Here is a 23,677-nt window from a genome sequence, read left to right on the forward strand (position 1 = left end):
CACAAGAAGCGTATGTGGAATCAGCTTTGCAAGCAATCGGTAGCATTTATAAAATGCTCCGGTAGTGTAAACGGCTCTGCCTTTCTTTGCTGCTTTTAAAGATTTCAAAGCAGCAACCTTCGGGTCGATGAAATGTTTCAGGAGCCTGCGGTGCTCTCCCTTGCTGAAAAATACCGGAAAACGCCCGCGCAGGTATTGCTTCGTTTCCTGACCCAAAAGGACATCATCGTTATTCCGAGAAGCACAAACCCGGAACATATCCGGGAGAATTTTGATCTGTTTGATTTTAAACTGACCACAGCTGAAATGGCACAGCTTTCTGCTCTGGATAAAAAAGAGCCGTTGATCGGCAGACCAGAGACACCGGAGCTGGTAGAATTTTCGCTGACATGGTAGAGGGATATATCCCCCCTACCCCCGCACCGGTGAATTTTCCGGCTTGAGCGGGCCATAATAATAAGATGATGTTGCACCGCCGTCGATCAGGAAGGTAGAGCCTGTGATAAATGCTCCCTTGTCGCTCATCAGAAGTTCTGCCACATTTGCCACTTCGTCTGCGGTTCCCGGTCTTCCTGCGGGGCACTTTGCAAACATATTTTTGTAGAAATCTCCGCGCGGACCGTTGAATTCATCCACGGCAAGCGGTGTCACGATGATGCCCGGTGCGATGTCGTTTAATCTTGCGCCGCGCTTGCCCCACGCTACCGACTGTGCCATGACACGCTTCTCATTGCAGCGTTTTGCCATCTGGTATGCGTGAAGGGTATCTCTGATGTTTTCCGGCTGTAAAATCTCAAGATTTAACAGTTCTTCGGTGGGTGTCGTTGCCAGCGCGGCATCTTCCTCTGCGGTAAGCTGCGGCATTCTCCATCCGGACTGGCTGGAAATGGTCACGCCGCAGCCGCCCTCTGCGATCACCTTTCCAACTTCTTCCAGCAAAACAGCCGTGCCGTACAGATCCACTTTTAAGATTGCTTCGATGGGCGCCTGGCTCGGGGAAACACCGGCTCCGTTTACCAGCATTTTGATCTCCCCATATTCCTGTGCTTTTGCAATCAGACTTAAAATGGACGCTCTGGAAGAAAGATTCATCTCCACCGGTTCCACATCAAAACCGGCATTGTTCATGATCTCTGCGATCGCCTTTGCATTCTTTATATTTTTATCGCCCATAACGATTTTTTTGCCGTATCCCACTCTTCTGGCGATTGCCATGGAAATCTGTCCTGCACCAGTTACGATCATTACTTCTTTTTTACGCATAGCTTTCTGCTCCTCCTAAATGAATCTACATTCCTGTTGATGTTCTTTTCCTTTTGATGTCCTTATCATAATGCAATGTCACTTCTCAATCAAATCTTTATTCTTATCATATTGATTAGCTTTACTAATCGTTGTATAATACAGACAGCATGTGAAAAAAGGAGGAATACCGCTTATGCTCTTACGTCAAATGGAATATTTACAGGCTGTTATTGAAAACGGAAATTTCTATCTGGCAGCAGAACAGTGTCATGTCTCACAGTCTGCCATTTCCCAACAGATCAAAAAATTAGAAGACGAACTCGGGGTCAAACTACTGGAAAGACATAACCGTACCTTTTCTCTGACACCGGCCGGCGAGCATTTTTATCGGAAAAGCCTGATCATCTCAGGAGATCTGAAGCATCTTATCCGGGAAACGAAGAAAATTGCGAATAATGATCATGCTGTTTTACGGATCGGATATTATAAAGGATATCATGGAAATGAACTCTCAGAAGCGATCGCTCTGTTTTCTGAAAAATACCCGGCTGTAGACGTGGAAATCACGGTGGGAAGTCATGAAGAACTGTATCATGCGATGGAAAATGACTCGATCGATCTTGCAATCAATGATCAACGGCGTGCGTTTTCCGATGCCTATCGGAATGAAATACTCGCAGAAAGTAACATTTATATTGAGCTTTCTGCCAAAAATCCTCTCAGTAAACTGGACACGCTGGAAACGGATGACCTGAAAAATATGCCCTGCATTCTGGTCATCAACCAGGCAGGGCAACAGGAAGAACAAAATTATTATGAAAATATCATCGGACTGCATGGAGATTTTCTGTTTGCAGATACCATTCAGGAAGCACGCTTAAAAATCATAACCGGTCAAGGTTATCTGCCGGTTGATGTGATCGGGGAACAGGCCTGGTTTGACACCGTTGTCAGCAGAATTCCGCTGTACCGGAATAACCAGCCTGTTCGAAAAATTTACTGTGCTTTCTGGAGAAAAGATAACTCAGGGTATTATATAGAAGACTTTGCTGAAATGCTTCATTCCTGTTTTTTCAGCATCTCTTCCATGGTGTGCCATCCCAGCACCGCACATTTGACCCGGGCGGGCATATGAGAAATATCCTGCAGAGCGATAGCTTCCTCCAGCTCTTCCAGGTCTTCTTCTTTGATGGTGCCCTTGATCATCTGTAAAAACAGATCCGCCAGGTGCAGCGCTTCCTCTTTCTTCTTTCCGATGATCAGCTCCAGCATGATGTCCGCAGACGCCTGGGAAATGGCGCAGCCGCTGCCCACAAAGGAGCCGTCCACGATCTCGTCATTTTCCACCTTTAATTTCAGAAAAATATCGTCGCCGCAGCTGGGGTTGACCCCTTCCAGCACCATGTTGGCGTCCGGCAGGTCATGCTTGTGCATGGGCCGCATGTTGTGATCTGTCAAAATTTCGTTATAAAATGTTCTATTCGCCATATCCCATTCTCCTTCTCACAGAACCGACGCTCTCCACCAGGGCGTCAATCTCTTCCACCGTATTGTAAAAATACAGGCTGGCCCGGGTGGTGGAAGACACGCCCAGATAGTCCATCAGCGGCTGGGCACAGTGATGACCTGCCCGGACATCCACGCCGTCCGCATCCAAAATGGCGCTGATATCGTGGGGATGCACATCATCAATGGTGAACGTCAGGATGCCGCAGTGCTCCTCGGCTTTGTCAGAGCCCAGCACATGCACATGGGGAATGGCCTGCAGCTCTTCCAGTGCCCGGCGGGTCAGCGCCGTCTCGATAGTATGCATTTTTTCAAAACCAATGCTTTCAATATATTGGATGGCCGCCGCCAGTCCTGCTGCACCGGCGGCATTTACCGTGCCCGCCTCAAACTTATGGGGCAGCTCCGCAAACACGGCGCCCTCTCTCGTCACAGAAGAGATCATCTCGCCGCCGGTGAGGAAGGGCGGCATCTGCTCCAGCCATTTTTCTTTTCCATATAAAACACCGATGCCCATGGGCCCCATGAGCTTGTGGCCGGAAAATGCCAGAAAATCGGCATCCAGCTCCTGCACGTCAATGGCCATATGGGGCGCACTCTGGGCCGCGTCGATGACGACCACCGCGCCGCGCGCATGGGCCATCTGGATGATCTTCCGAATGGGATTTTCCCGGCCCATCACGTTAGACACCTGGGCAATGGCCACCAGTTTTGTCTTGTCGGAAAATCCGGCATCCAGCCGTTCCTGGGGGAGGCTGCCATCCATCTCACATTCCAGGAATTTCAGCACCGCACCTGTTTTTCTGGCAACCATCTGCCAGGGCAGCAAATTGCTGTGGTGCTCCATGATGCTCACCAGGATCTCATCCCCAGGCTTTAAAAAGGTCAGGCCATAGCTGTAGGCCACCAGGTTCAGGCTTTCTGTCGTATTTCTTGTAAAAATAATTTCACGCTCGGAAGCGGCATGCAAGAATTTCCGCACAGTCTCTCTGGCATCCTCGTAGGCGTCCGTAGCCGCCATGCTCAGTTCGTACAGCCCTCTGAGCGGGTTGGCATTGCTGTGCTCATAAAACTGCTTCTCCGCTTCCATCACACAGACCGGCCGCTGGGCCGTGGCCGCATTGTCCAGATAAGCGGCCTTTTCTTCCAGCAGCAGCGGGAAATCTTTTCTGTATGGATTTTCTCTGTAATCAGCCATGGAATACCTCCTCCAGGTACTTCTGTACCTGCTGGGACAGTGCTTCGTCTCCCAGTCTTCTGCTCAGGGCGTCGATCCGGGCTCTTGCCACCATTTTGCACGCTTCCTCCCGGCTCATGCCCCGGGAAACGAGATAAAACAGCAGCTCATCGTCCAGCTTGCCGATGGATGCGCCGTGGTTGCCCTCCACATCCTCCTCTGCACAGAGGATCAGCGGGATTGTCCGGTTTACCACGCCTTCATCCATGAGCAGGACGTCCTCCTTCTCGTCGCCGGAAGAGCCTGCGGAACCGTTCCGGAAATCAATGGTGCCCCGGAACAGCTTGGATGCATGATCCCACAGCACACCGGAGGCGGTCATATCACTTCTCGTCTTTTTCCCTTTATGGACAGCCTCATAGTTAAAGTCATAGCTCTGGGTCTCTCTTCCCAGATAGCCGATGTCCGCTGCCATGGAGCTGCCTTTGCCTGCCAGATCTGCCCGACATCCGGCATAGGTTTTCCCGGCTCCCAGAAACAGCTGCAGCGTCTCAAAACGGCCTTCATCCGCGCAGGACACGCCCACATCGTTGAGCTTCTGCTCCTGGCTACTTAACAGCTGCACCTGTACGAGGCGCACTTTGGCGCCTTTTTTCACATCTGCCCGGAACTGCAGGGCCAGCGTACCGCCAGCCTCTTCTTTTACCCCGGTATCGTCCACAAAAACTGTGATCTCACTGTCTTCCTCTGCGGCGATCTCCACCGGCAGGAAAGCACTCTCCCCGGGTTTTCTCTGGATGTGCAGGCGGAGCACCTGCTCTTTCACCCCGGCAGGGACGGTCACCTGTACCGGCTCCATGCTGCCCGCTTTTCGCAGAGCGTCCATATCCGGGCCCATGCCGGTCTCTATTTTTTCAAAACAGGGCAATTCTTCCCCGCGGATGCCTTCCTCAAGCCCCATGGAAAGATCTTTTTCTATGTATGCCTCCCCTGCGGTAACGGCACTGTCCACCCGGCTGTCGTTCATATGCAGCGCATTCCAGGTAAGTGACGGCAGGTGGTTTACTCTCATATTTTCCATTGTCCATTCCTCCTTTTCCTTACCCGATGCTGCCCTTCATTTCCAGCTGGATCAGATTGTTCATTTCCACCGCGTACTCCAGCGGCAGCTCCTTGGATACGTTGTCCGCAAAACCGCTGACGATCATGGCCCGGGCTTCCTCCTCGCTGATGCCGCGGGACATGAGATAAAATACCGCTTCATCGCTGATGCGGCCGATCCGCGCCTCATGACCCACATCGGCATCCGCGGTGCGGATGTCCATGGCCGGGATCGTATCCGACCGGGAAATGGTGTCCAGCATCAGAGACTGACAGGAAACGGCGGAACGGGATTTCTTCGCTTCCCCGGTGACCACCACGGAGCTTCGGAAGGTACTGATACCGCCGTCCTTGGAAATGGAACGGGTATTCATATAGGAAGAGGTTTCCGGTGCCGCGTGCACCACCTTGGCGCCCGTGTCCAGATTCTGACCCTTGCCCGCGAAGGTGATGCCGGTGAATTCCATCCGGGCACCTTTTCCCTTCAGGATACTCATGGGATACAGGTAGGAAACGTGGGAACCAAAGGAGCCGGATACCCATTCAATGGTACCGCCTTCTTCCACCAGCGCCCGCTTGGTGTTCAGGTTGTACATATTTTTCGACCAGTTCTCAATGGTGGAATACCGCAGCTTGGCGTTCTTGCCCACAAACAGCTCCACACAGCCTGCATGCAGGTTGGCGATGTTGTACTTCGGTGCGGAACAGCCCTCGATGAAATGCAGGGATGCGCCCTCATCCACGATGATCAGCGTGTGCTCAAACTGTCCGGCGCCCGGTGCATTTAACCGGAAATAAGACTGCAGCGGAATTTCCACGGAAACACCCGGCGGCACATATACGAACGATCCGCCGGACCAGACAGCCCCGTGCAGGGCGGCAAACTTGTGGTCGGTGGGTTTTACCAGCTTCATGAAATGCTTGCGCACCATGTCGGCGTACTCCCCTTTCAGGGCACTTTCCATATCGGTATACACAACGCCCTGCTCGGCCACCTCCTGGCGCACATTATGGTACACCAGCTCGGAATCGTACTGGGCGCCCACACCGGCCAGGGATTTCCGCTCCGCCTGGGGAATGCCCAGCCGCTCGAACGTATCCTTGATGTCCTGAGGCACCTCCGACCATTTGGCCGTCATCCGGGTGTTGGGACGGACGTAGGTCACAATGTGGCTCATATCCAACCCTTCGATGGACGGGCCCCACTCGGGCACCTTCAGTTCATTGTAAATCTGCAGAGACTGCAGTCGGAAAAGCTCCATCCAGGCCGGATCCTTTTTCTCCTTTGAAATCTGCTGCACGATGTCCGGTGTCAGCCCTTCCTCCAGCTTGAAGGCGTCCTTTTCCTCATCTTTGATATCGTATATGCTTCGGTCTATGTCCTCCACATAAGTCTTTTTCTTCTTTTTCCATGTCGTTGTCCTCCTGCTGCCCTTATCCAAGGAAGGATTCAAAGCCGTGCTCGTTGATCTCATCCACCAGTGATGCGTCGCCGGTGCGGACGATCCGTCCGTCCACCAGTACGTGCGTGTAATCCACATGCAGTGCCTCCAGAATTCTGGTGCTGTGGGTGATGATCAGCAGACCGCCGTCCCGCCGCTTCTGGTACTCTTCCACGCCCTCGGAAACGGTGCGTACCGCATCCACATCCAGGCCGGAATCCGTCTCATCCAGGATGGCCAGTGACGGATTGAGCATGAGCAGCTGCAAAATCTCCGCTTTCTTTTTCTCACCGCCGGAAAATCCCACGTTCAAGTCACGCTCGGCGTAGGAGGGATCCATCTGCAAAAGCTTCATGTTCTTGTTCAGCTCCCGCTGGAACTCCCACAGGCGGATCCGGCTGCTGCTGCGCTGCTCACAGGCGTTGCGGATAAAGCTGCCCAGGGACAGACCGGCCACCTCCATAGGGCTCTGAAAGGAAAGAAACAGGCCATCCTTCGCCCGCTTGTCCGCGCCCTCCTGGCTGATCTCCTTTCCCTGAAAATAAATCTCGCCGCCGGTAATATGATATTTCGGATGTCCCATCAGCGCATAGCCCAGCGTGGATTTGCCCGCCCCGTTGGGCCCCATCAGCACATGGGTCTCTCCTTTATTAATCTTCAAACTCACACCGTGAAGGATCTCCTTCTCCTCCACGTTTACGGATAAATTGTTCACTTCCAGTAATGTATTCGACATAAGTATCCTCCGTTCTGTTTTTTACCCTTTTTAACCTACTATTTTCATAGGCTGAATGTATTGTAACCCCAATTACCCACAAAGTCAATAGGTTGATTCCCGCAGTTCACTCGGATGTTCTTGTGGACAGATTTCATGCTTGCATGAAAATCTGGATACATGAACATCCGAAGAGAGCGCCTTCTCATGAGCAAAAATGAGCTGCGCAGCAGCGGAAAGCATCGCAGATGCGGTTTTGCGAATGGCGCGGGTGAACTGCGGGGCCAGCCATGTGCAAAAACCAGCTGCGCAGCGGCGGAAAGCATCGCAGATGCGGTTTTGCGAATGGCGCTCGTGAACTGCGGGGCCAGCCACAGGTTCCGCCCTTGCACAAGATGAACACATTCGCTATAATATAGAAAAACAGTTCAGCCAGATATTTGCTACGAATGACGCGGCTGAACGGAATTGCCGCTTATGAGCAGAAAAGAAAGAAGGACTCTGATCTTATGATGATATCTACCCGGGGCCGGTACGCCCTGCGCACAATGATAGACCTGGCCGAGCACTATGCCTCCGGCGAATACGTTCCGCTGAAGGAAATCGCCGCCCGGCAGGAAATTTCCGAAAAATATCTGGAGAGCATCGTCCGCCCCATGAACCAGAACGGCCTGCTAGAAGGGGTGAAGGGCAAAGGCGGCGGATATCGTCTGTCCCATCAACCCTCCGAAATCACTGTCGGCACCATTCTCCGGCTGGTGGAGGGTAACCTGATCACCGTCAGCTGCCTGGATGAGGGCCACGACTGCAACCGCCAGGAGGTATGCCGCGCCCTTCCTCTGTGGAGAAAGCTGGATGATCTCGTCTCCGGTTTTCTGGACAGTGTGACACTGGAAGACCTGATGGAAAAAAAATAATTTTTTGATGCAGCATTTTAATATGTCCAGTTGTATAGAAAGCAGAACGGTTCATCCGTTACTGCTTTTTATTTGCGCGAGCAACGAGTCAAAGTCCGTGCTTGCACGAGACCTTGACGACTGCCGCGATAACCATGAGAAACTCGCAAAGCGTGTTTCTTATGGTTCGATTTACAGAAAGGACGATAACTTATGAAAAAAACAACTGCAATGCTTCTTTGCTCCCTGCTCACCCTGTCTCTTGGCACCCTGAACGGATGCGGCGCGAAATCCACAGACAATGCTGCCTCTACAAAAGATGCGAAATCTGCAGACGCTGTCATCTCCACGGAAAATACCGAAGATCAGGCAAATGCAAACAAGACAACTGAACTCTTCAACGACAATGCCCCGGATATCATTTCCACCGACGATCAGACACAGATCCCCAATCCATTCACCGAATGTGACACCCTGGAGGACGCCGAAGCGCTGGCCGGATTTTCCATTTCCGTGCCCGCTTCCATTGACGGCTACACTCAGGAAGCCATCACTGCCATCCCCGACGAAATGATCCATGTCAGCTACGAAAACGGCGACGAAGAAATGTATTTCCGCAAGGGCACGCTCACAGATGATCTCAGCGGCGATTACAACGTCTATGCTTACGAAGACACCATTTCACTGGACGGCCTGAACATCACAGTAAAAGGTGATGCCGATCAGCAGCTGCATGTGGCTTTCTGGTCAGATGAGGAACACTCCTACGCCATCGGCAGCAGTGCTGCTCTGGATGCGGATACTATGGCTGAGTATATTCGGACACTGGCTGAGCTTTCATAAAATAACAGGCGCAAACAACGCGCCTGCACTTATGCGAGCGCACCTTACAGGAGGAATTTTCATGGAGCTATACATGCGAAAGGAATGGACACCTTTCCCTTTTCTGGCAAAATTGATCCGCCCATTGGAAGTCATTTTCCGGTCTGAAACTGGCATTTGGCCACATAGAATGAGCCGTTCCAAAATTTTATGTTCCAAAACTGCATATGATTCAGGAATCATGGCTGGATTAACAAGAATACACCGAGCAGCCACTTCCGCTTTATGGCAAGCGATTGCCAGTTCAAAAGTCATATCCCAGTCACAGGATGCTTCCTGCCCCAAAGCCATATACCGGTCACAGGTTCCTGCCTATCCGAAAGCCATATACCGATCACAGGCTGCTTCCCGCACAGATACTTCGTCCCAATCACAGTCCACAGCCCGCACCGAAACAGCATCTCGTTTGCTGGACAATTATGGCAATCACATTCTGCGGCTGGCTTACACCTATGTGCATAATCTGAGCGACGCCGAAGATATCTTGCAGGACACGCTGGTACAGTATCTGAAAACAACTCCTGTCTTTGAAAACGCCGCCCACGAAAAGGCCTGGCTGCTGCGGACGGCTACCAATCTGAGCAAAAACAGGATCAGATACAACCGGCTGCGCACCACCGACGAGCTCAACGAGGAACTGATCGCAGAGGAACGGGAGGACCTTTCTTTTGTCTGGGAAGCCATTTCTCAGCTGCCGGTGGCCCAACGGGAAATCATCCATCTGTTTTATCAGGAGGGATATTCCGCCGCACAGATCGCCGCCATCGTAGGCCGCAGGGAAAGCACCGTCCGTTCCGACCTGACCCGCGCCCGTAAGCGCCTGAAAACCATTCTGAAGGAGGCGTATGACTTTGCGTAAAACATATCAGGAAATCATGGAGAACATAGAAGTGACCCCCGACATGCGGGAGCGGATTCTGAAAAATATCCAACAGCCGGAAGTCCGGAAAGCTTCCAGCAAATACCGGGGCAAAACATTCCAGCGATGGTATCCGGCGGTAGCCTGTGTCGCCCTGCTTCTGTGCGCGGCGCTGGTACTCCCCCGCCTGTTAAGCCCCGACACCGGAACCAGTCCCGACAGTGCCAGCAGCGATACCGACTTCCCCGGAGAAGAACAGACCACCATCGTCAATGGGATGGTATCTTACGATTCCGCTGCTGCCCTCTCCGCAGCACTGGGCTTTCCGGTGGAAGATCTGGCAGAACTTCCCTTCACCCCGGACACCGTTTCCTATCTGGACTGCTGGGGTGAATATGCAGAAATCACCTATGAAAATGCCGACGCTTCTGTCACCTTCCGAAAAATCCCGGGACAGGAGGATATCTCCGGCGACTATAACGTCTACGATACCGTCACCACACAAACCATCGCAGGCGAAGAAGTCACGCTGAAAGGAGATGCAGACGGCTATTTCCTGGCCGTCTGGTCAGATGATACGTATTCCTATGCCCTCTCCTTCACACCCCAGGTAGAGGAAGAGACTGTGACCGCCATCATCCAGGCCATGTCCGCCAGTGAATAAATATGATTTTCCGGTGACGTATCTGCATATCCAACAGCCTGCAAAAATTGATGTGTAACACAAAAACGCTGTGCAAAACCACTTTTTGGTTTTGTCCAGCGTTTGTTTTTGTCTCATATAAATAAAGCCGCATGTATCCTTTTTAATTTTTCTTACCCTTGGAAGCTTTGATCTTCAAGGTCTTTAGATAAGTTTTCTGCTCCGGCGTGATCCGATAGCTTTCCACCGCCTTCTGGATTGTCTTGTTGTGTGTCCACACGGCAAGATTATGATTCTCTATGTAAGGCAGCGCCGCCTCATAGTGCTTTGCCAGCGCCGTTGCAAAGAACCAGGCAATCATCATGTTGACGTAATATTCTTCCGAACGGATCTGCGCCACCCAGTTCAGATAATCCTCCTGGAACCAGTCGTCCAGAAAATAGGTCATGAGCATCTCAATGCCAAACCGCACGGTGTACGGATGATCGCTGCACATCCAGCCGAGAATCTTTGCCCGGAATTCGCAGGGCTTCATCACAAGCGCTTTTGGCCGGAGCAGATCACAGGTCGCCCAGTTATCCACGTAGGGTAGAAATTCGTCCAATGCCCAGGCGCAGGCATCGAAATTCGGCATCCCCTCCAGCAGCATGCCGTGCAGATTATTTTCCTCATAATATCTGTGCGGCAGCTCCCACAGAAACTCTCCCAGCATGCCGGACACCTCCGGGTCATTGGCCGCCTTTTTCAGCAGCTGCTTTGCGTAAGTCCGCAGTACCGGGGTGCGCACCCCGATGATCGTCTCCGGATCCACATTGGGGATGAGTTTTCTGTGAAACTCCCGGTATTTTTTATCCTGCAGCTTCCATAAGTTCTCTTCGATCTCTTTCATCGTACCTCTCCCGTTTTCTATCTTCAGTTTTTCCTGTTATTTTTTCGCGATCATCTGTAAATGGTGCAATCTCCGGAAAAACATATCCTCATACTGCGGCAGATCCCGGAAAATAACCCTGCCGATCTCCTTTATCTGCGACAGCCCGATCTTTCGCACCGCTTCCTCTGCCGCCTGCCGCTGGGTGCCCCGCCGTCCAAACAATGTCTGGCAGTTGGCGCCGTCCTGCGTATCATAGGCCAAAAACGACTGGTTAAAATCCATCAGCGGATGCAAAGACAAGGGCCGGTTTGTTCTCGTGTCCACCAGAACCCCCCAGTTTCCCCAGTGACGATCCGTATTTCCCACCAGATAATCCATCACATTCATCATATAATATCCATGCCTGTCCAGAGAAAGCACATATTTTTCCACATCTTTGTCATGATTTGCCAGCCAAATGGACAGCGCTTCCATGGACGCGATAGAAATGGCCGGGGAAGTCATATTCTCACTGACGCTCACCTTTTCCCCGTCAAAAGTGCCTTCCTCATACAACACCTGCGCCACATCAAAGCAACGGCAGATTCTGCTGGCCAGTATCTCCCTGGCCACGGCCTCCTGACCGCCATCCTTCAGCAGCTGAAATCCCTGCGCCGTCCGCCGCCACGCTTTCGGGAAACAACCATTGGTGGACAGATCTCTTGCCAGCGCCTGGTTCTGCACACTGTACTGCCTGCCCCGCAGAGAAATATCCAGAAATGTATTTTCCAGATGATTTTCATACAAATTGATCTGCGAAAATGTCACCTTCTCGCCTTTTTTTCTCACCCAGAAAACATCCGTGATGGAAGCACACCGGTAAGTCAGCGCAATGGCCGCCCGCTCCTTATCCGTCACCGCCTGCTGCATACCAATGCTGTTCAGCAGCGCTTTCGCATATGTCCGATCCAACGTCAGCACCCGGCCGGAGCACCAGTAATAAAAATTGGTCAGGTTATTTACCAGCGTGTCAATGTCTCGCTCTTCTTTCAGAAAAAGGTTGTATGGCAGAAAAGACCGGAAATACACGCGGCTTCGGCCAGCCGTATCGACAGATGCCACCCGTCGATCCAGATGCATGATCTCGTACGTAACCGTCTGCCTATGTTCCATGACACCGCCCCTTTCTTCCATATCGCTTTGTATTTTCCAAAATTTTTCAAAAGAAAAACGCCCGGTAAACGGACGTTTCTCTATGGAGTAGACGGGATTTGAACCCGTGTCCAAAAGCCCATTCACTGTTCTTCTACTATTATAGTCCGTTATTTGGCATTCCCTCTCCGGCACGGGAACGAACACCCTTACCGGATCAGTAGCTTCATGATACTCTTACTTACGCAAAGCTTAGTAAATAAGGTTCCCTGCGGTGTTTGATGCCAGGAACCTGGCTGCAGGACACCAGGCACTGACAGCTGCGATTAGGCAGCGATTGCTAAATTATCTTCAGCGTTTGTATTTAGATACATGTTTTACAAGGTCATGTTCCTCGAATAGCTTCACCAGTTGCAGAACCCCTGTCGAAACCAGTACTACCCCGGTACTGTAATGCCGCCTACGGCTGCCTTCGCTGAAGGGTTGTTACTATATTATATGCATCGGATGCCGGGTTGTCAAGGCCTGGAAATCCCAAATTTACGTAACGTAATCACTTGATATTCCGGATCTTGAAATCCCGCTCAGCCTCTCTGCGCATATCCTTCTTCGCGATATCCTGCCGCTTGTCATAGAGCTTTTTACCTCTTGCCAGCCCCATCTCCACTTTCACCAGGCTGCCGGAAAAATACACCTTCAAAGGCACCATGGTATAGCCCTTTTCCTTAATTTTTCCCATAAGCTTGTTGATCTCATATCGATGGAGCAGGAGCTTGCGCACCCGCAGCGGATCTTTATTGAAAATATTGCCTTTCTCATAAGGGCTGATGTTCATTTTGTAAATAAACAATTCGCCTTTGTCCTCCTGAATGTAGGACTCCTTAATGCTGCATTTGCCCATGCGCAAGGATTTTACCTCTGTTCCGTGAAGCACGATGCCCGTTTCATAGGTTTCCTCGATAAAATAATCGTGATAAGCTTTCTTGTTGTTGGCAATGAGCCGTTTTGTTTCTTTTGCCATCTATCTCTCCCCCTGTTCTGCCAGTTCAAAATCAATGGTGCGGGCCAGCTCGTCCGCCCCGGCTACCCGGATGCGTACCTGCTGCCCTAACTTGTATGCCTTGCCGGTGTGCTCTCCCACCAGTTCGTAGGCGTCTTCATGAAAAATATAATAATCGTCGTCCAGACTGTTCACATGTACCAGTCCCTCAATGGTGCTGGGCAGCTCCACATACAGCCCATAGGCCGTCACACCGGAAATCACGCCATCAAAGCACTGGCCGATCCGGGCTGCCATATATTCTGTTTTCTTCTGCTTGTCCGTCTCCCGCTCGGCCTCATCTGCCCGGCGCTCCATCTCGCTGGAATGCTTGGAAACCTCTTCCAGAATTCCCTGATAATGAGCAATCCGGTCGCCATTTAACTTACCACGCAGATTTTCCTTGATGATCCGGTGGATCTGCAGATCCGGATACCGGCGGATGGGTGATGTAAAATGGCAGTAATACTGAGCCGACAGGCCAAAATGCCCGGTACAGAAGGGTGTATATTTCGCCTGCTTCATGGATCGTAAGGTCAGTCGGGAAATCAATGGCTCCTGAGTGGTGCCATCCACCTTGTCCAGCAACTTTTGTAACTCCTTGGGATGAATATCGCCATTGCCCGCATGGATGGAATAACCAAAATTATTGATAAACATACCCAGCGCCCGGATTTTCTCCGGATCCGGCGCATCGTGTGTCCGGTAAACAAAGGGAAGTTCCTGCCAGAAATAATCCTCGGCCACAGTCTCATTGGCGATGAGCATGAAATCCTCAATGATCTTGGTTGCGGTGTTTCTCTCATAAGGATGGATATCCACCGGAATTCCCCTGGTGTCCAGAATGATCTTCGTTTCCGGAAAATCAAAATCAATGGATCCCCGTTTTCGGCGCTTGTTTCTCAAAATGCCGGCCAGCGTTGCCATATGCCGGAACATGGGTACCAGTTTTTCATAGCGGCTGATCTCCGCCGGATCTTCGTCCTCCAGAATCTTTTTCACACTGGTGTACGTCATCCGCTCATCCACCCGCACCACGGTCGCTGCAATCCGATGTTCCACCACCTGTCCCTTGCCATTGATGGTCATGATGCAGCTCAGCGCCAGCCGATCCTCTCCGGCATTCAGCGAACAAATGCCGTTGGACAGCTTGTGGGGCAGCATGGGGATCACCCGATCCACCAGATAAATGCTGGTGCCCCGCTCGTAAGCTTCCCGGTCAAGGGCACTGCCTTCCTGGACATAGTTACTCACATCCGCAATGTGCACGCCCAACGTATACAGACCATTCTCTTCTGTCAAAGACACCGCATCGTCCAGATCCCTGGAATCTTCACCATCAATAGTCACCATCTGCCAGTCCCGCAGATCCAGCCGTCCCGCCATATCTGCACTGCTTACCGCATCCGGTGTCCGCTCTGCCTGATGCATCACCTTCTCCGGAAATACCTCCGGTAGATCATAGGCCCGGATAATGGAAAGAATATCCACACCGGGATCATTGATGTGCCCCAGAATCTCTGTCACCCTGCCCTCCGGGTTCTTGTCCTTTCCGTTGCCATAATCCGTGATCTCCACCATCACCTTATGGCCGGTGACAGCGCCCATGCTGCGCTCCAGCGGGATAAAAATATCCCGGGCGATTTTCAGGTTATCCGGGATCACAAACCCGTAGGTCTTATTTCGTTCAAAGGTGCCCACCATCGTGTGGATGCCGCGCTCCAGCACCCGGATGACCCGGCCCTCCCGGCGCCGTCCGCTCTGGCGGCCGGTGATCTCCACTTCCACCACATCCTGATGCAGGGCATTCTGCGCTGCCCCCTCGGGAATATAAATGTCGTCCGGCTCACCTTCCACCGTCACAAACCCGAAGCCCCGGGTATTGCCTGTATACACACCCTTCACCAGCTTCGGCTCCGCCTTGCTGTATTTTCCACGCTTGGACAGAGAAATCTTTCCTTCCTCCACAAGAAGATCCAGCACCTCCTGCAGTTCTCCCCGCTGCTCCCGGGAAACGCCCAGAAGAATCGCCATCTCCTTCACCTTCATGGGCACATAATGTTCATCATTCACCAGGCGGGTGATCATATCCGCCCGCTGCCGTCTCTGTTCTTCCGTCATTCCAGTTCCTTTCCGTCAAAATATGCAATACAACCAATTTCCTATGAAACAAAAAACACCCTCGCAAGGAGAGTGCTTTTGTATTAGAAAATGTTTAAATTCAGAACCAATGCCAGGATAATGAACAGCGCACCGAGAACGATGGTTGCTTTCACCAGATGCCCTTCCATTGACCGGCCTTTATTGCGGCTCCAGTAGCTGTCCGCTGCTCCGCTCAGGGCACCCAGACCGCCATTCTTGCCTTCCTGAAGTAATACAAGCACTGTTAATGCAATACAGTCTATTACAAACAAAATTGTCAGAATAATTCTTAAAACTTCCACTATTTAACACCTCCTGCGGCTAAACCAGTTTTTAGTTTACCATAGAGGGGAAGTTTTTTCAAGTACTTTTCACTTCAGGGTGCGGACTAGTTTCCAATACTAGTTTCCAAACGGATTCCCAAATCTGGCATTATCCCCCAGCAATTCTTCCAGCCGCAGCAACTGATTATACTTGGCTGTCCGGTCAGAGCGGCATGGCGCACCGGTCTTGATCTGTCCGGCATTGACGGCCAGCGCCAGGTCTGCGATGGTGGTGTCCTCGGTTTCACCGGAGCGATGGGAAATGACAGCCGCGTACCCGGCCCGGTGGGCGGTTTCGATGGCCTCGAAGGTTTCCGTCAGGGTGCCGATCTGGTTCACTTTGATGAGAATGGCGTTGGCCACATGGAGGCGGATGCCTGCCCGAAGCCGGTCAGGATTGGTGACGAACAGATCGTCTCCCACCAGCTGGGTTTTGTCGGAGAGGCGCTCGGTCATGTACTGCCAGCCCTCCCAGTCGTCCTCATCCAGTCCGTCCTCAATGGATACGATGGGAAAACGTTCCAGCAGTTCCTCATAGTAGGCCACCATTTCTCTTGCATCCCGGACGATACGCTCGCCTTTCATTTTGCTTTCTCCGGGAAAAGCATATACCCCGGCGCCCTCATCGTACAGCTCGCTGGCCGCCGCATCCAGGGCAAAGACAATGTCCTCCCCCGGGCGGAAACCGCTTTTTTTCACAGCCTCTGTCATCAGCTCCAGCACCTGCTCGGAGGAAGCCAGATCCGGTGCAAAACCACCCTCATCCCCCACAGCGGTAGACAGTCCCCGTTCTGCCAGCACAGCTTTCAGCTGATGATACACCACGGTACACATGCGCAGCCCCTCATGAAAGCTGTCGGCCCCCACAGGCATGATCATGAATTCCTGCAGATCCACGGTGTTGTCTGCATGCCGACCGCCGTTTAAGATGTTCATCATGGGATTGGGCAGATGAATGGCGTGAAACCCGCCCAGATAGGTGTACAGCGGCACGCCCACAAAGTCCGCGGCTGCCCTGGCACAAGCCATGGAGACACCAAGGATGGCGTTGGCCCCCAGCCGGCTTTTGTTGGGTGTCCCGTCCAGCCGCAGCATCTCCCGGTCAATGGCACACTGTTCTGTCACCGGCAGCCCCCGCAGCACCTCCGCAATGGGCCCGTTCACATTGGCTACCGCCTGCTGCACACCTTTTCCCAGATATCGACGGTCGGATGTGTCACGCAGCTCCAGCGCTTCATGGATACCGGTAGAAGCACCGGAGGGAACCGCTGCCCGGCCAAAGGCACCGGAAACGGTGTGCACTTCCACCTCTACCGTCGGGTTTCCCCGGGAATCCAGAATTTCCCGGGCATGGATTCTTTCAATTTTGCACATAAAAAAACCTCCTGTCTGTCAACATCTGTGTTAGTATGCGACAGACGGGAGATTTTATGTGTTCGAGCGCCTACCTGTAGGGCACAAATTCATATCCCGCGGCCCGGGCATCGTCAATGAACTGCCCCAGTACCTGAGTATTGGTGCTGGATACTGCGTGCAAAAGATAAATAGCGCCGGGATGCAGCCGTTCCTTTAATTTGGCCAGGGCAGCTGTCGCTTCCGGCTGGTTGTCCGGATCCCAGTCCTTATAGGCAAAGCTCCAGAAAACACTTGTATAACCCACATTCTGGACGATAGCCAGCGACTGTTCACTGAATTTGCCCGCCGGATAGCGGAACAGGGACATCTCATAACCGAAATTCTCCTTCACGTAATCGTGCAGATCCAGCAATTCTCTCTCCTGCTGCTCCCGGCTCTGGGACGGCAGTCCCCCGGACGGATGGGTAACGGAATGGTTTCCTACAATGTGGCCCTCATCAATCATCCGTCGGATCAGTTCCGGCTGCTGTTTGACATATGGCATAGTCACAAAAAACACAGCCGGACAGTTTTTCTCTTTCAGCACGTCCAGAATCCGGGAAGTATAGCCGTTCTCATATCCTTCATCGAAGGTCAGGTAAATGCGCTTCGCATCCGACTCATCGGTACGGATGAAATCCGCACTGTATTTTCCATATTTTTCCTGTGCTGTCACCGCTCCCTGTGGTCGGTTCAGACTGTCGAACTGTACGCCCTGTCCCCATCCCTGAAGCGTATTGTCCAGTGCAGAAATATCGCCGGTATATTTTGCCCGGCTGTCTGCGCCGGAACCTGCAGTACTGCTAATGATGCCGTCTGCCGTTCCCGCAGAGGCTGCCATATCTGCCTCCGCACTTCCAGTGCTTCCGGCATTAGTCGCATCGGCACCGGATCCATCCCCGGAAGTACCATCGGCAGAAGTCTGTCCATCTACACTGGCAGTATCACCAGCGCCGGTTTCCTCACCATTTCCTGTCTCATCTTTCGCATCCGGATTGTCCTTCACCTGCGCCTCCACATTGGTGGTATTGCCCGCCTGGGCTGCATTTTCCTCCTGGGCAGTATCCTGGCTTTCACGCTCCTGTGGTGCCCGGGCCATCCGATATCCGTAAAAAATGATCCCCGCACAGAGAATCACAGTCAGGCAGCCGGCCGCCCACAGTCGCCCGCTTCTTTTTGCTCCGTCTTTTTTTCTTCATCACAACTCCTCCTGACATCTTCCGATCTGATATCATATCGTTGAACTGCACCATCATAAAACATTGGCACAATCCTGTCCAATCATACTATACCCTATATTATGGTCTTTATCCTTTCCTTTTTCTGACGGAAATATTAACATCCTATGATCAAAAAGGCTGCAAAGCAGCGAAGAACGCCAAGGCTATGGAAAAGGAGCAGGACATTTTCATCCTGCTCCACATATTTTCATCATTCACGCACAGTGATTACCTGCGCACCAGAAGAGACTTGCCGGTCATCTCCTTGGGCTGCTCCATACCCATCATCTCGATCATGGTCGGAACGATGTCTGCCAGGCAGCCGCCGTCGCGCAGGGTGTAAGCCGGGTCGTAGTTCACAAGCAGGAACGGAACCGGGTTGGTGGTATGCGCGGTGAAAGGTTCGCCGGTCTTCTCGTCGATGAGCTGCTCGCAGTTGCCGTGGTCTGCGCAGATGAACATCTGGCCGTCCACTTTCTTGATGGCCTCAACTGCTCTGCCCACACACTCGTCCACTGCCTCAACCGCTTTCACTGCTGCCTCGATGATGCCGGTGTGGCCGACCATATCCGGGTTTGCAAAGTTCACGATGATCACATCGTATTTTCCACCGGTGATGGCATCCACCAGCTTGTCGCAAACCTCGTAAGCGCTCATCTCCGGTTTCAGGTCGTAGGTGGCAACCTTCGGGGATTTTACAAGGATCCGATCCTCGCCCTCGTTGGGTGTTTCCACGCCGCCGTTGAAGAAGAAGGTGACATGGGCGTATTTCTCGGTCTCAGCGATTCTCGCCTGGGTCATATGATGCGCTGCCAGGTACTCACCGAAGGTGTTGGTCACTTCCACCTTCTTGAAGGCCACGCTCTTGTTGGGGATGGTCACATCATACTCGGTGAAGCAAACGTATTTTACATTGATCCGTTTTTCCCGCGGGAAACCGTCAAACTCATCCGCACAGAAGGCGCGGGTGATCTCTCTTGCACGGTCCGGGCGGAAATTGTAGAAAATGATGGAGTCGTTGTCCTGTACGGTTGCCACCGGCTTGCCGTCTTTCACGATGACGGTGGGTACAACGAACTCATCGGTCACTTCTTTGTCATAGGATGCGGATACGGCGCACAGCGGGCACACTGCGGTCTCGCCCTCACCGGCGGTCATGGCACGGTAAGCTTTCTCCACACGATCCCAGCGGTTGTCACGGTCCATCACGTAGTAACGGCCCATGACGCTGGCAACCTCGCCCACACCGATCTCTTTCATCTTATCCAGCAGCTGCTCGATATAATCCTTGCCGGATGCCGGAGGGGTATCTCTGCCATCCAGGAAGCAGTGTACATATACTTTCTTCAGGCCGTGATCCTTCGCCATCTGCAGCAGGGCATACAGATGGGTGTTGTGGCTGTGTACGCCGCCGTCAGATAAGAGGCCATACAGATGCAGGGCAGAATCATGTGCCTTGCAGTTCTCCACAGCTGCCAGAAGCTCTTCATTCTTGAAGAAATCGCCATCCTGGATCTCTTTTGTGATTCTTGTCAGTTCCTGATATACGATACGGCCTGCGCCCATGTTCAGGTGGCCCACCTCAGAGTTGCCCATCTGGCCCTCCGGCAGTCCCACTGCCAGGCCGCTGGCATAACCCTTTACAAAGGGATACTCTTTTTCCAGGGCATCCATCACCGGGGTCTTGGCCAGAGCAACCGCATTGCCCTCTGTTTTATCACTGAGTCCGTATCCGTCCAAAATCATTAAAACAGTCGGTTTTTTGCTCATATTTTCATCTTCCTTCTTGAAACAACAGTTCAGCCATGCCTGCACTCGCTCAACTTTTCGTGCAAGCACGATTGCTGTTCTCGTTTGTCATGGCTGAACCATTTCATGATTTTACCTGTATTTATTTATCATAGTTTACAATTCTTCCAAAATCGGCTTTCAGAGAAGCGCCGCCTACCAGACCGCCGTCGATATCCGGCTGTGCAAACAGCTCCGGTGCACTTGCAGCGGATACGCTTCCGCCGTACTGGATGCGGATAGCCTGTGCGGTTGCCTCGTCGTAGATCTCGGCGATGCATGCACGGATGGCGCCGCACACTTCCTGCGCCTGCTCTGTGGTAGCCACCTTGCCGGTGCCGATGGCCCAGATGGGCTCATAAGCGATGACTGCGGTAGCCGCCTGCTCTGCCGTTACATCCAGGAATGCAATCTTGATCTGCTGACGGATCCAGTCCAGGGTGATGCCCTGCTCTCTCTGTTTGAGAGACTCTCCGCAGCAGATGATCGGTGTCAGGCCATGCTCGAAGGCTTTCTTCACCTTCTTGTTCACAGTCTCATCTGTCTCGGCAAAATATTCTCTTCTCTCGGAGTGGCCGATGATGACGTATTTCACGCCCACATCGGTGAGCATTGCCGGGGAAATCTCCCCGGTAAATGCGCCGCTCTCTTCGAAATACATATTCTCGGCACCAATCTCAATATTGGTTCCCTTCACTGCCTCAACGGCCAGCATCAGGTCAATGGCCGGAACACAGAATACAACGTCTGCATCCTTCGTCTCCACCAGGGGCTTGAGCTCCTCAATAAGGGAAAGGGCCTCTGACGGAGTCTTGTTCATCTTCCAGTTGCCTGCGATAATCTTTCTTCTTGCCATCTTCATTTCCTCCAATATTGAAAAAACGGTTCTTATTTGTCGTTGGCTGCTGCAACACCGGGAAGCTCTTTGCCCTCCAGGAATTCCAGGGAAGCGCCGCCGCCTGTGGAGATATGGGTCATCTTATCGCCAAATCCCAGGGTGTTGACTGCTGCTGCGGAATCACCACCGCCGATGATGGTTGTGCCGTCGATCTCAGACAGAGCCTTTGCCACAGCGATGGTACCAGCAGCGAAATTCGGCATCTCGAATACGCCCATCGGTCCGTTCCAAACAACGGTCTTGGCATCTTTTACAGCGTCTGCGTACAGCTTCTGGGTCTTCGGTCCGATATCCAGGCCCATCTCATCTGCTGCCAGGCTGCCCTCAACCACACGGTACGGGGAATCGTTGGAAAACTCTTTTGCTGCAACGGTATCTACCGGAAGGAGAAGCTTCACGCCTTTTGCCTTTGCCTTCTCAATCATCTCTTTTGCGTAATCCAGGTAATCATCCTCTACGAGGGATTTGCCGACTTCCTCGCCCTGTGCCTTTGCGAAAGTGAAGCACATGCCGCCGCCGATGATCAGCACATCTACCTTGTCCAGCAGATTGTTGATAACGGAAATTTTGGAGGAAACCTTGGAACCGCCCAGGATTGCCACGAACGGGCGCTCCGGATTGGTCACTGCGTTTCCGAGGAAATCGATCTCTTTCTGCATCAGGTAACCAACAACAGATGTCTTCACATATTTTGTCACACCCACATTGGAGCAGTGTGCACGGTGTGCGGTTCCGAATGCATCATCTACAAATACATCAGCCAGGGATGCCAGCTCTTTGCTGAACTCCTCGCCGTTCTTGGTCTCTTCTTTTCTGTAACGGGTGTTCTCCAGAAGGATCACATCGCCGTCCTTCATGGCTGCAACAGCTGCTTTTGCGTTGGGACCTACCACCTCAGGATCAGCAGCGAATTTTACTTCCTGGCCCAGAAGCTCGGACAGACGCTTTGCTACCGGTGCAAGAGACAGCTCCGGCTTGGGCTCTCCCTTCGGCTTGCCCAGGTGGGAGCAAAGGATCACCTTGCCGCCGTCTGCGATCAGCTTCTTGATGGTGGGCAGTGCAGCAACGAGACGGTTCTCGTCTGTGATCACGCCATCCTTCAGCGGAACGTTGAAGTCACATCTTACCAGGGTACGAAGTCCTTTTACATTAATATCATCAACAGATTTTTTATTCAGCATTTTCTCTTCCTCCTAAATATTTGAAACACTAGAAAAGGGCCCGGCCCTTTAAGACCGGACCCTGACAGGTCTTACTATCTATCTACAACGGATTATGCAAGCTCTGCAAAGTATTTGATTGTACGAACCATCTGGCTTGTGTAGGAGTTCTCGTTGTCGTACCAGGATACTACCTGTACCTCATAGAGGTCATCGGAGATCTTGGAAACCATGGTCTGTGTTGCATCGAACAGAGAACCATAGGTGATGCCTACAATATCAGAAGATACCAGCTGCTCCTCTGTGTATCCGAAGGATGCGGAGGAAGCTGCCTTCATAGCTGCGTTGATGCCTTCCTTTGTTACGTCGCTGCCCTTTACAACTGCGATCAGGATGGTGGTGGAACCTGTCGGAACCGGAACACGCTGTGCGGAACCGATCAGCTTGCCGTTCAGCTCAGGGATAACCAGGCCGATTGCCTTAGCTGCACCTGTGGAGTTGGGAACGATATTCACAGCTGCTGCACGAGCTCTGCGGAAGTCGCCTTTTCTGTGAGGTCCGTCAAGAACCATCTGGTCACCGGTATATGCATGAATGGTAGCCATGATACCGGACTGAATCGGTGCATAATCATTCAGAGCCTTTGCCATAGGAGCCAGGCAGTTGGTTGTGCAGGATGCAGCGGAAATGATCTTGTCATCCGGTGTCAGTGTCTTCTCGTTTACGCTGTAAACGATGGTCGGAAGGTCATTGCCTGCCGGTGCGGAAATAACAACCTTCTTAGCGCCAGCTGTGATATGAGCCTCAGCCTTAGCCTTGGAGGTGTAGAAGCCTGTGCACTCCAGAACTACGTCAACACCGATCTCGCCCCAAGGAAGCTTGGAAGCGTCAGCCTCTTTGTAGATCTTGATCTCTTTGCCGTCAACAACGATAGAGTCCTCTTTTGCCTCTACCTTGTCAGCCAGTGCATATCTTCCCTGAGAAGAATCATATTTTAATAAATGAGCCAGCATCTTCGGATCAGTCAGATCGTTGATTGCAACAACCTCATATCCTTCTGCTCCAAACATCTGTCTGAATGCCAGACGTCCGATACGTCCAAAACCATTGATCGCTACTTTTACTGCCATTTTTATTCCTCCTAAAGTTTTGAATTACTGCTTTTTGCAGCATACTTTAACATTTTCGGATTGCATTTTAAGCCCGTCGCAATCCACTTCTCATTCTACCCAATTTTGATAAAA

Annotated in this window: 26 protein-coding genes and 1 other RNA gene; 6 read left to right on the forward strand and 21 right to left on the reverse strand. The window is 52.1% G+C overall.

The window, feature by feature from the left end; all coding sequences use genetic code 11:
- Nucleotides 1–132: 132 nt before the first annotated feature.
- Nucleotides 133–396 (forward strand): aldo/keto reductase, encoded by a 264-nt coding sequence (locus RJD28_12245; GenBank protein ID WNV57056.1) that lies wholly within the window; start codon nucleotides 133–135, stop codon nucleotides 394–396.
- Nucleotides 397–411: 15 nt separating this feature from the next.
- Here RJD28_12245 and RJD28_12250 read toward each other — a convergent pair whose 3' ends face one another.
- Nucleotides 412–1,263, reverse strand: coding sequence for an SDR family oxidoreductase (locus RJD28_12250; protein ID WNV57057.1), 852 nt, complete (start codon nucleotides 1,261–1,263; stop codon nucleotides 412–414).
- 175 nt (nucleotides 1,264–1,438) lie between these two features.
- On the opposite strand from RJD28_12250, the gene RJD28_12255 reads away from it, so the two are divergent.
- Complete coding sequence (locus tag RJD28_12255) at nucleotides 1,439–2,380, forward strand: LysR family transcriptional regulator (protein WNV57058.1); 942 nt, start codon at nucleotides 1,439–1,441, stop codon at nucleotides 2,378–2,380.
- Here RJD28_12255 and RJD28_12260 read toward each other — a convergent pair.
- The 6 genes from RJD28_12260 to RJD28_12285 form a co-directional block, all read right to left on the reverse strand.
- On the reverse strand, nucleotides 2,305–2,733 hold the full coding sequence (locus RJD28_12260) for an SUF system NifU family Fe-S cluster assembly protein (protein ID WNV57059.1): 429 nt from the start codon (nucleotides 2,731–2,733) through the stop codon (nucleotides 2,305–2,307). The genes RJD28_12255 and RJD28_12260 overlap by 76 nt on opposite strands.
- The gene (locus RJD28_12265; protein ID WNV57060.1) at nucleotides 2,723–3,949 is read right to left on the reverse strand and encodes a SufS family cysteine desulfurase; all 1,227 of its coding nucleotides are present in this window, start codon (nucleotides 3,947–3,949) and stop codon (nucleotides 2,723–2,725) included. Before RJD28_12265 ends, RJD28_12260 begins: the two co-directional genes overlap by 11 nt.
- Nucleotides 3,942–5,009, reverse strand: coding sequence for a SufD family Fe-S cluster assembly protein (locus tag RJD28_12270; GenBank protein ID WNV57061.1), 1,068 nt, complete (start codon nucleotides 5,007–5,009; stop codon nucleotides 3,942–3,944). The genes RJD28_12265 and RJD28_12270 overlap by 8 nt, the downstream gene beginning before the upstream one ends.
- 19 nt (nucleotides 5,010–5,028) lie before the next feature.
- Nucleotides 5,029–6,504 (reverse strand): Fe-S cluster assembly protein SufB, encoded by a 1,476-nt coding sequence (gene sufB / locus RJD28_12275; GenBank protein WNV57062.1) that lies wholly within the window; start codon nucleotides 6,502–6,504, stop codon nucleotides 5,029–5,031.
- Nucleotides 6,464–7,207 (reverse strand): Fe-S cluster assembly ATPase SufC, encoded by a 744-nt coding sequence (gene sufC, locus RJD28_12280; GenBank protein WNV57063.1) that lies wholly within the window; start codon nucleotides 7,205–7,207, stop codon nucleotides 6,464–6,466. Before sufC ends, sufB begins: the two co-directional genes overlap by 41 nt.
- A gap of 84 nt (nucleotides 7,208–7,291) precedes the next feature.
- Nucleotides 7,292–7,561 carry a hypothetical protein gene (locus RJD28_12285; protein ID WNV57064.1) on the reverse strand — a complete coding sequence of 90 codons (270 nt, stop codon included), beginning with the start codon at nucleotides 7,559–7,561 and terminating at the stop codon, nucleotides 7,292–7,294.
- Nucleotides 7,562–7,695: 134 nt separating this feature from the next.
- Here RJD28_12285 and RJD28_12290 point away from each other — a divergent pair, with 134 nt between their 5' ends.
- Both RJD28_12290 and RJD28_12295 read left to right on the forward strand, forming a co-directional pair.
- Nucleotides 7,696–8,103, forward strand: a complete 408-nt coding sequence (locus tag RJD28_12290) for an RrF2 family transcriptional regulator (protein WNV57065.1) — start codon at nucleotides 7,696–7,698, stop codon at nucleotides 8,101–8,103.
- Between the two features lie 192 nt (nucleotides 8,104–8,295).
- Nucleotides 8,296–8,925 (forward strand): hypothetical protein, encoded by a 630-nt coding sequence (locus RJD28_12295; GenBank protein ID WNV57066.1) that lies wholly within the window; start codon nucleotides 8,296–8,298, stop codon nucleotides 8,923–8,925.
- Here RJD28_12295 and RJD28_12300 read toward each other — a convergent pair.
- Complete coding sequence (locus RJD28_12300) at nucleotides 8,920–9,255, reverse strand: hypothetical protein (protein WNV57067.1); 336 nt, start codon at nucleotides 9,253–9,255, stop codon at nucleotides 8,920–8,922. The genes RJD28_12295 and RJD28_12300 overlap by 6 nt on opposite strands.
- Nucleotides 9,256–9,370: 115 nt before the next feature.
- On the opposite strand from RJD28_12300, the gene RJD28_12305 reads away from it, so the two are divergent.
- On the forward strand, nucleotides 9,371–9,823 hold the full coding sequence (locus tag RJD28_12305) for a sigma-70 family RNA polymerase sigma factor (protein ID WNV57068.1): 453 nt from the start codon (nucleotides 9,371–9,373) through the stop codon (nucleotides 9,821–9,823).
- Nucleotides 9,816–10,487: a hypothetical protein gene (locus RJD28_12310; protein WNV57069.1), complete on the forward strand. Its 672-nt coding sequence runs from the start codon at nucleotides 9,816–9,818 to the stop codon at nucleotides 10,485–10,487. The genes RJD28_12305 and RJD28_12310 overlap by 8 nt, the downstream gene beginning before the upstream one ends.
- Before the next feature lie 142 nt (nucleotides 10,488–10,629).
- On the opposite strand, the gene RJD28_12315 is transcribed toward RJD28_12310, so the two are convergent.
- The 13 genes from RJD28_12315 to gap form a co-directional block, all read right to left on the reverse strand.
- On the reverse strand, nucleotides 10,630–11,355 hold the full coding sequence (locus RJD28_12315; protein ID WNV57070.1) for a DNA alkylation repair protein: 726 nt from the start codon (nucleotides 11,353–11,355) through the stop codon (nucleotides 10,630–10,632).
- Between the two features lie 36 nt (nucleotides 11,356–11,391).
- Nucleotides 11,392–12,489 carry a hypothetical protein gene (locus RJD28_12320; GenBank protein WNV57071.1) on the reverse strand — a complete coding sequence of 366 codons (1,098 nt, stop codon included), beginning with the start codon at nucleotides 12,487–12,489 and terminating at the stop codon, nucleotides 11,392–11,394.
- An 80-nt stretch (nucleotides 12,490–12,569) separates the two neighbouring features.
- Nucleotides 12,570–12,912, reverse strand: a transfer-messenger RNA (tmRNA) gene (gene ssrA / locus RJD28_12325).
- Between the two features lie 109 nt (nucleotides 12,913–13,021).
- Nucleotides 13,022–13,489 (reverse strand): SsrA-binding protein SmpB, encoded by a 468-nt coding sequence (smpB, locus tag RJD28_12330; protein ID WNV57072.1) that lies wholly within the window; start codon nucleotides 13,487–13,489, stop codon nucleotides 13,022–13,024.
- Nucleotides 13,490–15,628, reverse strand: coding sequence for a ribonuclease R (rnr, locus tag RJD28_12335; protein ID WNV57073.1), 2,139 nt, complete (start codon nucleotides 15,626–15,628; stop codon nucleotides 13,490–13,492).
- An 83-nt stretch (nucleotides 15,629–15,711) separates the two neighbouring features.
- Nucleotides 15,712–15,951: a preprotein translocase subunit SecG gene (secG, locus tag RJD28_12340; protein ID WNV57074.1), complete on the reverse strand. Its 240-nt coding sequence runs from the start codon at nucleotides 15,949–15,951 to the stop codon at nucleotides 15,712–15,714.
- A 99-nt stretch (nucleotides 15,952–16,050) separates the two neighbouring features.
- A complete protein-coding gene (eno, locus tag RJD28_12345; protein ID WNV57075.1) occupies nucleotides 16,051–17,346 on the reverse strand; it encodes a phosphopyruvate hydratase in 1,296 nt (431 codons plus the stop codon).
- A 70-nt stretch (nucleotides 17,347–17,416) separates the two neighbouring features.
- Nucleotides 17,417–18,466, reverse strand: a complete 1,050-nt coding sequence (locus RJD28_12350; protein WNV57076.1) for a polysaccharide deacetylase family protein — start codon at nucleotides 18,464–18,466, stop codon at nucleotides 17,417–17,419.
- A complete protein-coding gene (locus tag RJD28_12355; GenBank protein ID WNV57077.1) occupies nucleotides 18,441–18,566 on the reverse strand; it encodes a hypothetical protein in 126 nt (41 codons plus the stop codon). The genes RJD28_12350 and RJD28_12355 overlap by 26 nt, the downstream gene beginning before the upstream one ends.
- Nucleotides 18,567–18,815: 249 nt before the next feature.
- On the reverse strand, nucleotides 18,816–20,357 hold the full coding sequence (gpmI, locus tag RJD28_12360) for a 2,3-bisphosphoglycerate-independent phosphoglycerate mutase (protein ID WNV57078.1): 1,542 nt from the start codon (nucleotides 20,355–20,357) through the stop codon (nucleotides 18,816–18,818).
- 121 nt (nucleotides 20,358–20,478) lie between these two features.
- Complete coding sequence (gene tpiA / locus RJD28_12365; GenBank protein WNV57079.1) at nucleotides 20,479–21,231, reverse strand: triose-phosphate isomerase; 753 nt, start codon at nucleotides 21,229–21,231, stop codon at nucleotides 20,479–20,481.
- 32 nt (nucleotides 21,232–21,263) lie between these two features.
- Nucleotides 21,264–22,454 carry a phosphoglycerate kinase gene (locus RJD28_12370; GenBank protein WNV57080.1) on the reverse strand — a complete coding sequence of 397 codons (1,191 nt, stop codon included), beginning with the start codon at nucleotides 22,452–22,454 and terminating at the stop codon, nucleotides 21,264–21,266.
- A gap of 92 nt (nucleotides 22,455–22,546) precedes the next feature.
- The gene (gene gap / locus RJD28_12375) at nucleotides 22,547–23,563 is read right to left on the reverse strand and encodes a type I glyceraldehyde-3-phosphate dehydrogenase (GenBank protein ID WNV57081.1); all 1,017 of its coding nucleotides are present in this window, start codon (nucleotides 23,561–23,563) and stop codon (nucleotides 22,547–22,549) included.
- Nucleotides 23,564–23,677: the final 114 nt, after the last annotated feature.

This window comes from Oscillospiraceae bacterium NTUH-002-81 (genome assembly GCA_032620915.1).
Taxonomy (GTDB): domain Bacteria; phylum Bacillota; class Clostridia; order Lachnospirales; family Lachnospiraceae; genus JAGTTR01.

Bases quoted from the DNA above. Each gene is read 5' to 3' on its own strand.
- RJD28_12245 (WNV57056.1), top strand. From the start codon at position 133: ATGTTTCAGGAGCCTGCGGTGCTCTCCCTTGCTGAAAAATACCGGAAA.
- RJD28_12250 (WNV57057.1), bottom strand. From the start codon at position 1,263: ATGCGTAAAAAAGAAGTAATGATCGTAACTGGTGCAGGACAGATTTCC.
- RJD28_12255 (WNV57058.1), top strand. From the start codon at position 1,439: ATGCTCTTACGTCAAATGGAATATTTACAGGCTGTTATTGAAAACGGA.
- RJD28_12260 (WNV57059.1), bottom strand. From the start codon at position 2,733: ATGGCGAATAGAACATTTTATAACGAAATTTTGACAGATCACAACATG.
- RJD28_12265 (WNV57060.1), bottom strand. From the start codon at position 3,949: ATGGCTGATTACAGAGAAAATCCATACAGAAAAGATTTCCCGCTGCTG.
- RJD28_12270 (WNV57061.1), bottom strand. From the start codon at position 5,009: ATGGAAAATATGAGAGTAAACCACCTGCCGTCACTTACCTGGAATGCG.
- sufB (WNV57062.1), bottom strand. From the start codon at position 6,504: ATGAGATCAACGAGCACGGCTTTGAATCCTTCCTTGGATAAGGGCAGC.
- sufC (WNV57063.1), bottom strand. From the start codon at position 7,207: ATGTCGAATACATTACTGGAAGTGAACAATTTATCCGTAAACGTGGAG.
- RJD28_12290 (WNV57065.1), top strand. From the start codon at position 7,696: ATGATGATATCTACCCGGGGCCGGTACGCCCTGCGCACAATGATAGAC.
- RJD28_12295 (WNV57066.1), top strand. From the start codon at position 8,296: ATGAAAAAAACAACTGCAATGCTTCTTTGCTCCCTGCTCACCCTGTCT.
- RJD28_12300 (WNV57067.1), bottom strand. From the start codon at position 9,255: ATGGCTTTGGGGCAGGAAGCATCCTGTGACTGGGATATGACTTTTGAA.
- RJD28_12315 (WNV57070.1), bottom strand. From the start codon at position 11,355: ATGAAAGAGATCGAAGAGAACTTATGGAAGCTGCAGGATAAAAAATAC.
- RJD28_12320 (WNV57071.1), bottom strand. From the start codon at position 12,489: ATGGAACATAGGCAGACGGTTACGTACGAGATCATGCATCTGGATCGA.
- smpB (WNV57072.1), bottom strand. From the start codon at position 13,489: ATGGCAAAAGAAACAAAACGGCTCATTGCCAACAACAAGAAAGCTTAT.
- rnr (WNV57073.1), bottom strand. From the start codon at position 15,628: ATGACGGAAGAACAGAGACGGCAGCGGGCGGATATGATCACCCGCCTG.
- eno (WNV57075.1), bottom strand. From the start codon at position 17,346: ATGTGCAAAATTGAAAGAATCCATGCCCGGGAAATTCTGGATTCCCGG.
- RJD28_12350 (WNV57076.1), bottom strand. From the start codon at position 18,466: ATGGCCCGGGCACCACAGGAGCGTGAAAGCCAGGATACTGCCCAGGAG.
- RJD28_12355 (WNV57077.1), bottom strand. From the start codon at position 18,566: ATGAAGAAAAAAAGACGGAGCAAAAAGAAGCGGGCGACTGTGGGCGGC.
- gpmI (WNV57078.1), bottom strand. From the start codon at position 20,357: ATGAGCAAAAAACCGACTGTTTTAATGATTTTGGACGGATACGGACTC.
- tpiA (WNV57079.1), bottom strand. From the start codon at position 21,231: ATGGCAAGAAGAAAGATTATCGCAGGCAACTGGAAGATGAACAAGACT.
- RJD28_12370 (WNV57080.1), bottom strand. From the start codon at position 22,454: ATGCTGAATAAAAAATCTGTTGATGATATTAATGTAAAAGGACTTCGT.
- gap (WNV57081.1), bottom strand. From the start codon at position 23,563: ATGGCAGTAAAAGTAGCGATCAATGGTTTTGGACGTATCGGACGTCTG.